At 71.2% G+C, this 14,424-nt stretch carries 12 protein-coding genes and 1 pseudogene; 11 read left to right on the top strand and 2 right to left on the bottom strand.

What is annotated here, in order from left to right; genetic code table 11:
• Positions 1 to 19: 19 nt before the first annotated feature.
• Positions 20 to 3,940 carry a phosphoribosylformylglycinamidine synthase gene (gene purL, locus ACY35P_RS01365; protein WP_462114025.1) on the top strand — a complete coding sequence of 1,307 codons (3,921 nt, stop codon included), beginning with the start codon at positions 20 to 22 and terminating at the stop codon, positions 3,938 to 3,940.
• 92 nt (positions 3,941 to 4,032) lie between these two features.
• Here purL and ACY35P_RS01360 read toward each other — a convergent pair whose 3' ends face one another.
• Both ACY35P_RS01360 and ACY35P_RS01355 read right to left on the bottom strand, forming a co-directional pair.
• Positions 4,033 to 4,884, bottom strand: a complete 852-nt coding sequence (locus tag ACY35P_RS01360) for a hypothetical protein (protein ID WP_462114024.1) — start codon at positions 4,882 to 4,884, stop codon at positions 4,033 to 4,035.
• A gap of 86 nt (positions 4,885 to 4,970) precedes the next feature.
• The gene (locus tag ACY35P_RS01355) at positions 4,971 to 5,666 is read right to left on the bottom strand and encodes a proprotein convertase P-domain-containing protein (protein ID WP_462114023.1); all 696 of its coding nucleotides are present in this window, start codon (positions 5,664 to 5,666) and stop codon (positions 4,971 to 4,973) included.
• 254 nt (positions 5,667 to 5,920) lie between these two features.
• Here ACY35P_RS01355 and gspE point away from each other — a divergent pair, with 254 nt between their 5' ends.
• The 10 genes and pseudogenes from gspE to ACY35P_RS01305 all read left to right on the top strand — a co-directional run.
• On the top strand, positions 5,921 to 7,648 hold the full coding sequence (gene gspE / locus ACY35P_RS01350; protein WP_462114022.1) for a type II secretion system ATPase GspE: 1,728 nt from the start codon (positions 5,921 to 5,923) through the stop codon (positions 7,646 to 7,648).
• A gap of 7 nt (positions 7,649 to 7,655) precedes the next feature.
• Positions 7,656 to 8,873 (top strand): type II secretion system protein XpsF, encoded by a 1,218-nt coding sequence (gene xpsF, locus ACY35P_RS01345; protein ID WP_462114021.1) that lies wholly within the window; start codon positions 7,656 to 7,658, stop codon positions 8,871 to 8,873.
• A 151-nt stretch (positions 8,874 to 9,024) separates the two neighbouring features.
• Entirely contained in the window at positions 9,025 to 9,462 is a 438-nt protein-coding gene (gspG, locus tag ACY35P_RS01340; RefSeq protein ID WP_462114020.1) for a type II secretion system major pseudopilin GspG, read from the top strand.
• The gene (gene xpsH / locus ACY35P_RS01335; protein WP_462114019.1) at positions 9,459 to 9,950 is read left to right on the top strand and encodes a type II secretion system protein XpsH; all 492 of its coding nucleotides are present in this window, start codon (positions 9,459 to 9,461) and stop codon (positions 9,948 to 9,950) included. The genes gspG and xpsH overlap by 4 nt, the downstream gene beginning before the upstream one ends.
• Positions 9,950 to 10,363 (top strand): type II secretion system protein XpsI, encoded by a 414-nt coding sequence (xpsI, locus tag ACY35P_RS01330; protein WP_462114129.1) that lies wholly within the window; start codon positions 9,950 to 9,952, stop codon positions 10,361 to 10,363. The genes xpsH and xpsI overlap by 1 nt, the downstream gene beginning before the upstream one ends.
• Positions 10,360 to 10,998, top strand: coding sequence for a prepilin-type N-terminal cleavage/methylation domain-containing protein (locus tag ACY35P_RS01325; RefSeq protein ID WP_462114018.1), 639 nt, complete (start codon positions 10,360 to 10,362; stop codon positions 10,996 to 10,998). Before xpsI ends, ACY35P_RS01325 begins: the two co-directional genes overlap by 4 nt.
• Complete coding sequence (locus ACY35P_RS01320) at positions 10,995 to 11,876, top strand: type II secretion system minor pseudopilin (protein WP_462114017.1); 882 nt, start codon at positions 10,995 to 10,997, stop codon at positions 11,874 to 11,876. Before ACY35P_RS01325 ends, ACY35P_RS01320 begins: the two co-directional genes overlap by 4 nt.
• Positions 11,873 to 13,018 carry a PilN domain-containing protein gene (locus ACY35P_RS01315; protein ID WP_462114016.1) on the top strand — a complete coding sequence of 382 codons (1,146 nt, stop codon included), beginning with the start codon at positions 11,873 to 11,875 and terminating at the stop codon, positions 13,016 to 13,018. The genes ACY35P_RS01320 and ACY35P_RS01315 overlap by 4 nt, the downstream gene beginning before the upstream one ends.
• Before the next feature lie 14 nt (positions 13,019 to 13,032).
• Positions 13,033 to 13,701: pseudogene (gspM, locus tag ACY35P_RS01310) on the top strand (type II secretion system protein GspM); the annotation flags it as partial.
• 118 nt (positions 13,702 to 13,819) lie between these two features.
• Positions 13,820 to 14,424, top strand: a 605-nt coding sequence (locus ACY35P_RS01305; protein WP_462114015.1) for a type II secretion system protein XpsN, incomplete at its 3' end; no start/stop codon positions are given.

The following is a 14,424-nucleotide window of genomic DNA, read 5'->3' as shown; positions in this document are numbered from 1 at the left end:
GTCGCACGGTCCTTCGGACATGATCGTCCTCGAGGGCGCTCCCGCCCTGTCGCCGTTCCGCCTGGAGCGGCTCGAAGCTCGCCTCCGCGCCCTTCACCCCGACGTCCGCATCTCCGGCGCCCGCCATGCCTACTGGGTCCTGGCGGAGCCGGGCGCGCAGCCTGACGCCGCGAAGCTCGGGCAGATCCTCGAGGCCGGGCGCGAGTTCGCCGAACGCGGCGCCGCCGACGTCTCGCGCTTCGTGACCCCACGGCTGGGCACGCGCTCGCCGTGGTCGAGCAAGGCCACCGAACTGCTGCGGGGTGCGGGCCTGCCGGTGCAGCGCGTCGAGCGCGGCACCCGGCTCGACCTCGCCGGCTGGCCGGCCGATGCGACGACGCAGGGCCGCCTTGCGAAGGTGCTGCACGATCCGATGACGCAGTCGCTGCTCGAGGCGCGCGAGGACGCGATCGCGCTGTTCGAAACGCCGTCGCGCGGCGACCTCGAGCGCATCGACCTCGCCGGCCTCGAGAACGCGAACCTGCGGCTCGGCCTCGCGCTTGCCGACGACGAGATCGCCTACCTGCGCGAGCGCTACACCGCGATCGGCCGCACGCCGGCCGACGTCGAGCTGATGATGTTCGCGCAGGCCAACTCCGAGCACTGCCGGCACAAGATCTTCAACGCGAGCTGGACGATCGACGGCGCCGATGCGCCGAAGTCGCTGTTCGGCATGATCCGCCACACGCACGCGACCACGCCCCAGCACACGTTGAGCGCATACAGCGACAACGCGGCGGTGGTGGAAGGCTACGCGGCGAAGCGCTTCCGCCCGAGCGGCCCGGACTTCACCTACCGCAGCGAGCCCGAAGTCGAATCGGCCTTCTGCATCAAGGTGGAGACGCACAACCACCCGACCGCGATCGCGCCGTTCCCCGGTGCCTCGACCGGTGCGGGCGGCGAGATCCGCGACGAGGGCGCGACCGGCCGCGGCGGCAAGCCGAAGGCGGGGCTCGCCGGCTTCTCGGTCTCGCACCTGCGCATTCCCACGCTGCCGCAGCCGTGGGAGGCGGAGCGTTCGCTCAATCCGCGCATGGCGCCCGCCCTCGAGATCATGCTCGACGGCCCGATCGGCGCCGCCGCGTTCAACAACGAATTCGGCCGGCCCAACCTGCTCGGTTACTTCCGAAGCTTCGAGCTGCCGGAAGGCGACATCGCCCGCGCGTACGACAAGCCGATCATGCTCGCCGGCGGCCTCGGTGCGATCGACCGCATCCAGGTGCAGAAGCACGGCCTGCGGCCGGGCGATGCGATCGTGGTGCTCGGTGGCCCGGCGATGCTGATCGGCCTCGGCGGCGGCGCGGCGAGTTCCGTGGCGTCCGGCGAGAGCCAGGAGTCGCTCGACTTCGCGAGCGTCCAGCGCGACAACCCGGAGATGGAACGCCGCTGCCAGGAAGTGATCGACCGCTGCGTCGGCCTCGGCGACAACAACCCGATCGCCACCGTGCACGACGTCGGCGCGGGCGGCCTGTCGAACGCGATCCCCGAGCTGCTGCACGACAGCGACCTCGGTGGCGTGATCGACCTCGACCGCGTGCCGTCCGACGATCCGTCGCTCTCGCCGATGCAGCTGTGGTGCAACGAGTCGCAGGAGCGCTACGTGCTGGGCCTTCCGCCCGAGCGCGTCGCGGAGTTCGCCGCGATCTGCGAGCGCGAGCGCTGTCCGTTCGCGGTGGTCGGCGTCGCGACGGGCGAGGAGCGCCTCGTGGTCGGCCATGGCGCCACGCTCGACGCGGTCGAGTCCGGCGAAACCGACTGGGCCATCGACATCCCGATGGACGTGCTGTTCGGCAAGCCCCCGAAGATGCATCGCGACACCGCGCATCCCGCCGCGCCGAAGTGGCCGTCGCTCAAGTGGAGCGGGCTCGATCTGCGGGATGCCGCGCTGCGCGTGCTCGCGCACCCCACCGTCGCGTCCAAGAGCTTCCTCGTCACCATCGGCGATCGCAGCGTCGGCGGCCTGACCGCGCGCGACCAGATGGTCGGCCCGTGGCAGCTGCCGGTCGCGGACTGCGCGATCACGTTCAGCGGTTTCGATACGCATGCAGGCGAGGCGATGGCGCTCGGCGAGCGCACGCCGCTTGCATTGCTCGATTCCGCGGCCGCCGCGCGCATGGCCGTCGGCGAAGCGTTGACGAATCTTTGCGCGGCACCGATCGAATCGCTCGACCGCATCAAGCTCTCCGCCAACTGGATGGCCGCGGCCGGCCATCCCGGCGAGGACGCGCTGCTGTTCGACGCGGTCGAGGCGATCGCGATGGAGCTGTGCCCGACGCTGCAGCTCGCGATCCCCGTGGGCAAGGATTCGCTGTCGATGCAGGCGCAGTGGCAGGCCGACGGCGTGCCGCAGAAATCGGTGTCGCCCGTGTCGCTCGTCGTCACCGCGTTCGCGCCGGTGACCGACGTGCGCCAGCAGTTCACCCCCTTGCTCGACCGCGACGTCGACAGCGACCTGTGGCTCATCGGCCTCGGTGCGGGCAAGCAGCGCCTCGGCGGCTCGGTGCTCGTGCAGTGCCACCCGGACGCCGGTGGCGACGCCGCCTACCCGGCGTTCGCGGGTGCGGGCGAGCGCGACGGCTTCGGCGTGCCGGACGTCGACGATCCGCAGCGACTCTGCGAGTTCTTCGAGCTGATCCGCGCCGCGCGTGCGGCCGGGCTGATCCGCGCCTACCACGACCGCTCCGACGGTGGCGCCTTCGCGGCCCTCGCCGAAATGGCGTTCTGTTCGCGCACGGGCCTCGACATCGCGCTCGATGCCTGGGGCGACGACCCGTTCCGCTGCCTGTTCAACGAGGAACTCGGCGTCATCGTGCAGGTCGCCGTCGAGGATCGTGCGGAGTTCGCCGACCTCGTCGCCGAGCACGGCCTGATCGACTGCGCGCAGCGCATCGCCAAGCCCACCGGCGCGCCGCAGATCCGCGTGCGCCGCGACGGCGAGACGCTCGCCGAATGGACCTGGCAGGAGCTGTTCGATGCCTGGTGGTCGGTCAGTCATGCGATGCAGCGGCTGCGCGACAACCCCGACTGCGCCGACGAGGAACGTGCCATCGCGCGGGACTTCAATGCGCCGGGACTGGTGCCGAAGCTCGCCTTCGACCCGTCCGACGACGTCGCCGCGCCGTACGTGAACGCGGGTGCGCGCCCGAAGGTCGCGATCCTGCGCGAGCAGGGCGTCAACGGCCAGATCGAGATGGCGTGGGGCTTCGATACGGCGGGCTTTACCGCCGTCGACGTGCACATGAGTGACCTGATCGCCGGGCGTGTCGATCTCGCGCAGTTCGCCGGCCTCGCGGCCTGCGGCGGCTTCAGCTACGGCGACGTGCTGGGCGCGGGGCGCGGATGGGCGACGAGCGCGCTCGAGCGCAGCGCGGTGCGCGAGGCCTTCGCGGCCTTCTTCCGCCGCGAGGACACGTTCGCGCTCGGGGTCTGCAACGGCTGCCAGATGATGGCCTCGATGGCGCCGGTCATCCCCGGGGCCGAGCACTTCCCGCGCCTGCTGCGCAACCGGAGCGAGCAGTTCGAGGCGCGCCTCGGCCTGCTGCAGGTCGTCGAATCGCCGTCCGTCTTCCTCAAGGGCATGGAGGGCTCGCGCATCCCCGTCGCCGTCGCCCATGGCGAGGGGCGCGTGCAGTTCGACGACCCGGCCGCGCGCATGGCGCTCGACGTCGCGCTGCGCTATGTCGACGGCCGCGGCGAGCCGGCATCGCAGTACCCGCTCAATCCCAACGGCTCGACCGACGCGATCGCCGGCTTCACGAGTCGCGACGGCCGCGTGACCCTGCTGATGCCGCACCCCGAGCGCACGCTGCGCACGGCGAACCTGAGCTGGGCACCGCGCGACTGGCCGGCCGAGTCGCCGTGGCTGCGTATGTTCCGCAATGCGAGGGCGTGGGTGGGCTGACACGTACATTGCAGGCAAGAAAAAGGGCGCCTTTCGGCGCCCTTCTTTTTGTGGGAACGAGCGTCAGCGACGCGCGCCCCGGTGCCGTTGGCTCAGCGCACGCAGGCCGGCTGTTCCTTGTAGGTCGCCACGTACAGCTTGATCATGCCGGTGAGCGCCGTGCCGGTGAGGTTCGACTCGCACACCTTATGACACAGGGTGGTCTTGGTCGCGCTCGTGTAACCCTCGGCAGCGCAGGTGGTGAACGACGGCCCGACTGCCCAAGCGATCAGGTTCGGCGTGTAGATGGTGGTCATGCCCGGGGTTGCAGGGCTGCTGCTGCACGGGCCGCCAAACGCGCAGTCCAGCGGGATGGTGGAATACACCACACGGCCCGAACCCACGTTGTAGGACACCGTGACCGGTTCCGCGGCCGACGCGCGCGTCAGAAGCGTGACCGCACCGCTCGGGAGACTGCCCGGGTTCACGTAACCGTGCGAGGACGAGCTCAGGCCGTCCAGGTTCGTCGCCGTAAGCGTGCCGCCGACGCCCGTGGTGATCGGGCTGCCGGCTGGAATCTCGATGTTGTCGTTGGTGGCCCGCGTCGCGGTCACGCCGAGCGGCAGAATGGTCGCCGCGCCGGTTACGTAGCGGTCGTGGATGAACAGCTTGAGACCATTCGACACGGCGGTGTTCACCGTCGCGAGGTTGGACGTGTAACGCGCGTTGTAGCCGCCGTTGCTGCAATTGGTGACGAACAGCGCGTCGATTGACGCGAGCGTGGTGGCATCGAGCGTCGTGACATTGACGGGGGTATGGCCGGTGGCCGTGATGGCGGTGGCGACGCCCGGGTTACCGGTGCCGGTGCACATCTCGAAGTAGCCGACCTTGGCCGCATGCGCGTTGGTGCCGAAGGAGAGGCCCGCCAGTGCGGCGAGGGCGAGAGCAAGACGAGTGCTGGTCATGATGTTGTCCAGTGTTGGATGAGGTCGGTATTTCGATGCGTCGGGTTGGCCCTACGAAACCGGGTCGACCGTCGCCGCCGATCAGCTCAGAGCGCGCAGGCCGGCTGTTCCTTGAAGGCCAGCACGTACATCTTGATGACGCCCGTCAGCGCGGAACCGGTGAGGTTCGACTCGCACGCCTTCTGGCAAAGCATCAGCCTCGTACCGCTGTAGCCTTCGGCGGCGCAGGTGGTGAACACGTCCGAGGTGAACGAGAGCGTCCACCCGCGTGCGATCTGGCCGGAGTCTCCCGCCTCGCCGTCGAACACGTAAAGCTTCCAGTCGCCGTTCGCGTAGGACGCCGTTCCGTTGAACAGCGTCAGGTTGTTGGGGGCGCCGGCCGCGGTCTGGTAGCTGCCCGAGGCGATCGGGCTGCCTGCCGTGGCGAGCAGCGCCGTTGCATCGGTGCGAAAGGTGATCGTGGTGTCGGAAAGGTCTCGGCTCCCGCCGGCACGCGCCATGAGTGGCACCTGGCGACCGTCGGGCGCGACGAGCGCCACGTCCAGGTCACCGATCCACGTGTGGTACGCGCCATTGAGCGTTACGCGTAGGTCGTAGACGTTTCCGCGCAGCCCGGCGACCGTCACGACGGAGGGGAAGGGATTGCCCGGGCCGGAATCGGGGATGCCGACCGCTGCGGGGTTCGAGAAGTTCGTTACGCCTTGGCCGGCCTGGACCGTGAACGCGGTAGAACCCGCGGCGACGGCAAGCATCGGGGCCAGCATGGCTTTGAACACCGACATGATTAATTTCTCCTGACCGACCGAGCGCGGTTGGGCGGAGTCTACGGCCCAAAATCAAAATTTGGGAAGTGCGTCACACTAGAAATGTGCGCCGCGGCTAGTAGAGAGGTGCCGTTTGACGTCACTTTCACCGTGATTCTGGTCGCCATTCGTCGGAAACCGCCGGCGCGACGTGTCGGGAGCACGGCGCTGCCCGGCTCGGGAGGCGGCTGCCCGGGCCCGCTTGCTAAAGTCGGGCTCCGTCGGAGAGCCCCATGAACGCCGCTTTCGAAGCCCCTTTTCCCGCAGGTGCAACCCCCGAAGGGCTGGAAAGTGCCGTCGTCCGCGTGCTTCAGGCCCGGGGACGCCTTCGGGATGCCGACCTGGCGAGGGCCCTGCGGCTGCAACAGGAAACGGGAGGGACGCTCCTTGAACTGCTCGGCCGCCTCGGCCTCGTCTCCGAGCGCGACCATGCCGAGGCGGTCGCCACCGTGCTCGACCTGCCGCTGGTCGCGACGAAAGACCTGCCCGACCTGCCGCCCGAGGGCGTGGCGCTGTCGGCCCGCTTCATGCGCCAGTTCCACCTCTGCCCGATCCGCGAGACGGACGCCGGCGTCGACGTGCTGATGGCCGATCCGCAGGACGCCTACCAGCTCGACGCACTGCGCCTGGCGCTGCCGCGCGCGCTGACGCCACTGGTGGGCCTGCGCTCGGAGATCGATGCATTGATCGAGCGCTGGCACGGCCAGGGCCGCAGCGCGATGGGCGCGATCGTCGACAACGCGGACGGCGAGGCGGGCGAGCTGGACGACGTCGAGCACCTGCGCGACCTCGCGTCCGAAGCGCCGGTCATCCGCCTGGTGAACCTGATCATCCAGCGCGCGGTCGAGCTGCGCAGCTCCGACATCCACATCGAGCCCTTCGAAACGGCGCTGAAGGTGCGCTACCGCGTCGATGGCGTGCTGCACGAGGGCGAGAGCCCGCCGGCGAACCTCACCGCCGCCGTGATCAGCCGCATCAAGATCATGGCCAAGCTCAACATCGCCGAGCGCCGCCTGCCGCAGGACGGCCGCATCCAGCTGCGCGTGCAGGGCCGCGAGCTCGACCTGCGCGTCAGCACCGTGCCCACCTCGCACGGCGAAAGCGTGGTGATGCGCCTGCTCGATCGCGAGTCGATCGTGCTGAGCTTCGAGAAGCTCGGTTTCACCGACAACTTCCTCGCCGATTTCCAGAAGGTGTTGGACCAGCCGCACGGCATCCTGTTGGTGACCGGTCCCACCGGTTCGGGCAAGACGACGACGCTGTACACGGCGCTCTCGAAGCTCAATACGCCGGACGTCAAGATCATCACGGTCGAGGATCCGGTCGAATACCAGATCGAGGGCATCAACCAGATCCAGGCCAAGCCGCAGATCGGGCTCGACTTCGCCCATGCGCTGCGCTCCATCGTGCGACAGGACCCCGACATCATCATGATCGGCGAAATGCGCGACCTGGAAACCGCGCGCATCGCGATCCAGTCCGCGCTCACCGGCCACCTCGTGCTGTCGACGCTGCACACCAACAACGCGGCGGGCGGCATCACCCGCCTGCTGGACATGGGTGTCGAGGACTACCTGCTCACGTCGACGATCAACGGCATCCTGGCGCAGCGCCTGGTGCGCAGGCTCGAGCCGACGCATGCGGAGCGTTACCGCGCGTCGCCGGAGGAGATCGAGAAGTTCGGCCTGCGCCGGCTGCAGCCCGAGGGCGAGATCTTCCTGTTCCGGCCGAAGGGCTCGCCGTTCGCGCCCACGGGCTACCACGGCCGAACGACGATCATGGAGTTCCTCGTCATGAACGACGAACTGCGCCGCGCGGTGATGCGCCATGCGGGCATGGGCGAGATCGAGGAGATCGCACGTGCGGCCGGCATGCGCACGATGTACGAGGACGGCATCGCCAAGGCGCTCGCCGGCCTGACGACGATCGAGGAAGTGCTGCGCGTGACGGAAGAGACGTAAGCGACGCATGGCGCTCTATCGCTACAAGGCGCTGAACCCGCGCGGCGAGATGCTCGACGGCCAGATGGAGGCCGCGAGCGTCGAAGACGTGGTGCAGCGCCTGCAGGGGCAGGGGCACCTGCCGGTCGAGGCGAAGCCCTCGAGCGAAGGCGGCGGCCCCGCGATCTGGAAGGGCCTGTTCAAGGCCAAGCCCTTCGCCGGTGCGCGCCTCGTGCAGTTCACCCAGCAGCTGGCGACGCTGCTCGGCGCGGGCCAACCGCTCGATCGCGCGCTGTCGATCCTGCTGGAGCTACCCGAGGACGAGGCCGCCAAGCGCGTGGTCGGCGACGTGCGCGAGGCGGTGCGTGGTGGCGCCGCGCTGTCGACCGCGCTCGACCGCCAGCACGGCACGTTCTCGCGCCTGTACGTGAACATGGTGCGCGCGGGTGAAGCCGGCGGCACGCTGCACGAAACGCTCGCGCGGCTCGCCGACTACCTGGAGCGCTCGCGTGCGCTGCAGGGTCGGGTGATCAACGCACTGATCTATCCGGCCATCCTGCTGGTGATGGTCACGCTGAGCATGCTGTTCCTGCTCGGCTACGTGGTGCCGCAGTTCGCGCAGATGTACGAGAGCCTCGGCGCGGAGCTTCCGCTTTTCACGAAGATCATCCTGGCCATCGGCAACTTCGTGCGCGATTTCTGGATCGTCATCGTGGTGGCGCCCGCGCTCGCGGTGTGGTGGATCGAGCGCAAGCGGCGCGATCCGGCCTTCCGCATGGCGTTCGACGCCTGGTTGCTGCGCCGCAAGTTCGCCGGCCTGCTGGTCGCGCGCGTTGAGGTGGCGCGACTGTCGCGCACGCTCGGTACGTTGGTGCGCAATGGCGTGCCACTGATCACCGCGCTCGGCATCGGCCGCAACGTGCTGGGCAATCGCGTGCTCGCCGACGACGTCGAGAAGGCCGCGGACGAGGTGAAGAACGGCGTCGCGCTTTCCACGGCGCTGGGACGCGGGAAGCGCTTCCCGCGCCTCGCGCTGCAGATGATCCAGGTCGGCGAGGAGTCCGGGGCGCTCGATGCGATGCTGATCCGCACCGCCGAGACCTTCGAGCACGAGACGTCCCTCGCACTCGACCGCATGCTCGCCGCTCTCGTGCCGATCGTCACCATGGTGCTGGCGTTCGTGATCGGCACGGTCATCCTCGGCATCCTGGTGCCGATGTACGACCTCACCGGCCAGATCGGGTGACCGCCCCGCGCCGTCCGCGGCCGGCAGGGGAACCGTGCGTCGGCGCCGCGGTCCGATACGACGTGAAAGCCTGAACGAACCGGCCCTGACACGCGCTTCCCGCCGCGAATTTGGTAAACAGTCGCCCTCCCTCTCCCGCGAGCCCGCCCGCATGCGCAACCGTTCCCTGACCCGCTCGCCCGCCGCCCGTGCGCGCCAGCGCGGCATGAGCCTGATCGAGATCATCATCGTCATCGTGCTGATCGGCATCGTGCTGACCTTCGTCGGCAGCCGCATCCTCGGCGGCGCGGACCGCGCGAAGGCGAACCTCGCCAAGTCGCAGGTGCAGACGCTCGCGCAGAAGATCGAGCAGTACCAGATGGACGTCGGTGCGCTGCCGACCTCGCTCGGCGACCTCGCCGCGCAGCCGCAGGGCACCAGCGGCTGGCTGGGCCCGTACGCCAAGGCGAACGAGCTCAAGGATCCGTGGGGCAACGCGATCAGCTACAAGGCGCCCGGCGACGACGGCCACGCCTTCGACCTGATCGTGCTCGGCAAGGACGGCAAGCCCGGCGGCACCAGCTACGACGCCGACCTGCGCAACGAATGACCGCCGCGGCGCGCCGACGGAGGGCCGGCCCCGCCGCCCGTCGCGCGCGCGGCGTGTCGCTGATCGAGATCGTCATCGTCATCACGCTGGTCGCGGTGATGAGCCTGCTCGCGGCGAGTGCGATGAACGGCGGCTTCAAGGGTATGCAGTTGCGGTCGGCGGCGAAGGAAGTGGCGTCCCAGGTGCGCTACACGCGCACCCGCGCGATCGCCACGGGCCACACGCAGCGCTTCGTGCTCGATCCCGCGCGCCACACCTGGCAGGCGGCGGGCGAACGCCACGGCACGCTGCCCGAGGCCGTGCGCGTGTCGTTCACCGGCGCGCGCGAAGTGCAGCCGACGCCGGGCGAGGGCGCGATCCTCTTCTTCGCCGACGGCGCCTCCACCGGCGGCCGCGTGCGCCTGTCGCGCGACACCGCCGCATGGACGGTCGACGTCGCCTGGCTCACCGGCGAGGTGAAGCTCGCCCGCGCCGGAGCCGCGCCGTGATCCGGCGCCAGCGCGGCTACACGCTCGTCGAGGTGATTGTCGCCTTCGCCGTGCTCGCGCTCGCGTTGACGGTGCTGCTGGGCACGCTCACGCATGCCAGCCGCCAGGTGCGGTGGTCGAACGATGCCGGTCGCGCGGCACTGCTCGCGCAGTCGCTCATGGACCGCGTCGAGCTCGACGGCCCGTGGCGCGAAGGCGATCGCGACGGCGCGCTCGAGGACGGGCGCTACCGCTGGCAGATGCACGTGCGTCGGTTCGACCCCGGCGACGCGCGCGGGCAGCCCGTCGACCCCAACGCGCCGGTGCTGCTGGCACTCGACCTCGAAGTGCAGTGGGGCGAGGGCGGGCCCCGCGAACGGATCGAACTGCATTCGCTGCGCCTGGTGCCGCCGAATCTCGGGGCACCCGGATGAAGTCCGCGCGCGGCTTCACGCTGGTGGAAGTGCTGCTCGCGACCGTGCTGCTGGCGGCGGGGCTGACGCTCGCATTCGCCACCATCACGGGAGCCACGCAGGCCGCGCGCCGCGGCGAGGCGATCGCCGAGGCCAACGGGCATGTCCGCGCGGTCGAGAACTTCCTGCGTCGGCGCATCGCGGGCGCGCGCTCCGTGGCGTTCCAGATCGACACGTCGACCGGCCTGCCGATGCGCTTCTCGGGTACGCACGACCGCATGCGCTTCGTCTCCGATCTGCCGGACTACATCGGCCACGGCGGCCCGAGCCTGCACGAGTTGATCGTGGAGCGTCGCCCCGATGGCGACGGCGTGCGGCTGCTGCTCGCGCTGTCGCCGCCGCAGCCGGGCACGCCGGAGACGACGCGCGCCTCGCCGCCCGAGTTGCTCGCCGACGACGTGCGCAGCGTGGGCTTCCGCTATCGCGGCCTCGGCGAGGACGGTCGGCCCGGTGAATGGCGCGACGAATGGACGGCCGTCGAGCAGTTGCCGCTGCTGGTGGAGGTCAAGATCACCGGCGCCGACGGCCGGCCGTGGCCGACCCTGGTGGTCGCCCCGCGACTGGCGTCCGCGCTCGCCACCGGTGTGGGGCGATGAAACGCCGCGCGCGCGGCGTCGCGCTGCTGCTCGTGCTGTGGCTGATGGTGCTGCTGATCTCGCTGGTCGGCGCCTTCGCGCTGGCCGCGCGCACCGAGAACCTCGAGGGCCGCGCGCTCGTCGACGGCGTGGTCGCCGACCAGGCTGCGCGCGCCGGGCTGGAGTACGCGCTGACCCGTGTGGCGCTGCAGGATCCGCGCCGGCAGTGGCGCCCGGACGGTCGCGCGTACACGTGGTCGTTCGAAGGGGCGGAGGTCGAGGTTCGGATCGTGGACGAGGATGCGAAGGTCGACCTCAATCAGGCCGACGCCACGCTGCTGGTCGGACTGTTCCAGGCCTCGGGGATCGAGCGGCCCCGCGCGGAGCGCCTCGCCGGCGCGGTCATCGACTGGCGCGATCCCGATCCGTTGACCCAGCCGTCCGGCGGTGGCGAGGACCCGGACTACGCCGCGGCCGGCCTCGCCTGGGGCGCCAAGGACGCCGACTTCGAGAGCACCGCGGAGCTGCTGCAGGTGCTGGGCTTCACGCCCGCGGACTACCGGCGCGTCGCGCCCTACGTCACCGTCTTCAGCGGGCGCGCCCGGCCGGAGCCGGCGTTCGCGGGAGCGCCGGTGCTGACCGCGCTCGGCATGGACGGCCCGGCGGTGGTCGCGCGACGCGAGGCCTGGGACCCCGCGCGGGGCCAGCCGCTGCCTGAAGTGCCCGGCGCCGGCGGGCTGCAGGCGTTCGGAAGCGGGACGTATAGTATCGAGAGCCGGGCCCGGCTCCGTGGTGGACGCACCTCCACGTTGGGTGCCGTCGTACGCGCCGGGGGCAGTGCCATACCGGGCATGGCCTATACGCCGCTGCGTTGGGAGGAGGGGATTCCGTCACCATGAGCTCGGTCATCGAAGGCCGCCTGCGCGGCCTCGGGCGGCTTGCCGCCCGGCTCGGCCCGCAGGCCACCAGCCTGCGCGGGCTGCTCGCCTGGTGGGGCGCCGCGCTCGCCGCGTGGCTGCCGCCGCGCGTGCGCCGCGCGCTCGGCGTCGACCGCGGCCGGCTGCTGCTGGTGCCGCGCGCCGACGGCAGCCTCGCGCTGCGTCTGCAACGCCACGGCCTGTTGCACGACCTCGGCGACCTGCCGCCCCCCGCGGACCTGCCGGGCGACGACCCGCTGCAGACCGTCCTCGGTCCCTCGGCCGTCGACCTGCCGCGCTGGCTGCTGTTGCCCGGTGCCGGCGTGCTCGTTCGCCGGCTGGCGTTGCCCGCCGCCGCCGCCGACCGCCTGCGCGACGTGGTGCGCTTCGAGGTCGACCGGCAGACCCCGTTCACCGCCGAGGACGTGCTGTACGACGCGCGCCTGCTCGGCCGCCGGCCCGACGGGCAGCTCGACGTCGAACTCGTGGTCGCCCCGCGCGTGCGCGCCGAGCCGCTGCTGGAGGCGCTGGGTCCGCTCGCCGGGCGCCTTGCCGGCATCGACGCGCCCGACGCCGCCGGCCTGCCGCGCGGCGCGAACCTGCTCGATCCGGCCGCGCGCCGTCGCCAGCGCGATCCCTGGCGCCTGTGGAACCGCGTGCTGGCCGGCATCGCGCTGGTCGCCTTCGCGGCGACCCTCGCGGCGATCCTCGACAACCGCCGCCAGGCTGCCGACGCCCTCGAGGCCGCGGTGCACGACCGCGAGCGACCGGCCCGGATGGGCGCGCGACAGCGGGAAGCCTTCGTTGCCCTCGTGGCCGGCCAGACGTTCCTCGACCGCCGTCGCGCCGAGCAGCCGCCCGCGGTCGCCGTGCTCGACGAGCTCAGCCGTCGCCTGCCGGACGGCACGTATCTCGAGAAGGTCGCGCTCGAAGGCGACCAGCTCACGTTGCTCGGCCTCAGCAATGCGGCGCCGTCGTTGATCAACCGGATGGAAGGCACGCCGCTGTGGCGGTCGCCGGCGCTGACGGGTGCGGTCCAGCCCGACCCTGCCAGCGGTCGTGACCGCTTCACGCTGACCGCCGAACTCGGACCGGCGCCGAAGGCCACGGGAGCCACGCGATGACGCCCGTGATCTCGATGCGCGAACGCGCGCTGGCGCTAGGCCTGCTGTTGTTGGTGCTCGGCGTGGCGTACCTGTGCCTGATCCACCCGTGGTGGACGGTGCCGATGCGCGAGGTCGACGACCGCATCGCGCAGCTGCGCGAGCGCGATGCGCGACTGCGTGCCGAACTCGCGCAGGCGCCGCTGGTGCAGGCGCGGTTGCAGGAGGCGCAGCAGCGCCTGGCCGGACGCCCCGGGTTCCTGCCGGAGGCCACCGCCGAGCTGGCGGTCGCGGGACTGGTGCAGCGCCTGGAAACGGTGGTCGCGCAGGCGAGCCCCGGCAACCGCAGTTGCCAGATCAACAACCGGTCGCCGCTGCAGGGCGGCGGCAACGAGCCCTACACCCGGGTCGCCGTGCAGGTGCGCCTGCACTGCGGCACGCCCGAGACCGCCGCCGTGCTGTACGCGCTCGAGGCCGGCACGCCGCGCCTGTTCGTCGAGAACCTCAACATCCTCGCCCAGCGCTTCTTCTTCACCGGCGGGCCCGAGGCGGCCGGCCGCGAGGGCGGGCTCGACGTGAGCTTCGACCTCGTCGGCTACCTGCGTCCGGCAGGCGCGCTCGCCGACGGGGGGGGCGCTCCGGCGGCGGCCCCGGTGGCGCCTGTCGCGCCGGTTGCGCCATCGCCCGCGCCGTCGTCCGGAGCCGGCCCGATGCCGTCCGCACCCCCGTCGGGCATGTCCGGCCCCTCGTCCGCGTCGCCCCCGCAGGGCGCGCCGACGGCAGGGCCCGGAATGGACACGCCGCCGCCCTCCGGAGGCCCCGATGCGCCTTGACGACGTCGCGCCGCGAACGCTGCTGCTCGGCGCCGTCGCCGGTTGGGCCTTGCTCGCCTGGGCGCTGGCACTTGCGGGCATGGGCGGCCATCTGCCCGAAGGCGAATCGGGCGCGATCGAAGGCAGCCGCCTGCCGACCCTGCCCAAGGGCGAGGCGACGCCGGCGCTCGGCCCGTATTCGCAGTACGCGGAAATCTCCGCGCGCCCGCTGCTGGCCACCGACCGCCGACCGCATGCGTTTTCGATCGGGCAGCCCAACGGCAAGTCCGACGCGCCGCCGGACTTCGACCTCGTGCTGACCAGCGTGCTCATCAGCCCGCAGGCACGCATCGCGATCGTGCAGAAGCCGGACGGCAGCGCGTACTGGCGGGTGAAGGTCGGCGAGGCGCCGGAATCGCAGCCGGGCTGGATGCTGACCGAGCTGGCCCCGCGCAGCGCCGTGTTCGAAGGCCCGGGCGGCCGCAAGGAACTCGCCCTGCGCATTTTCGACGGCAAGGGCGGCGCCGCGCCGGGCGCACCGACCGGCCTGCCGGTCGACCCGGCACCGACGATGGGCGGCGCCGCGCCGCCTCCGCCCCCCGCGCCCCCGGCCAC

Source organism: Lysobacter xanthus (genome assembly GCF_047159895.1).
This window is presented reverse-complemented; position numbering and strand designations above follow the sequence as displayed.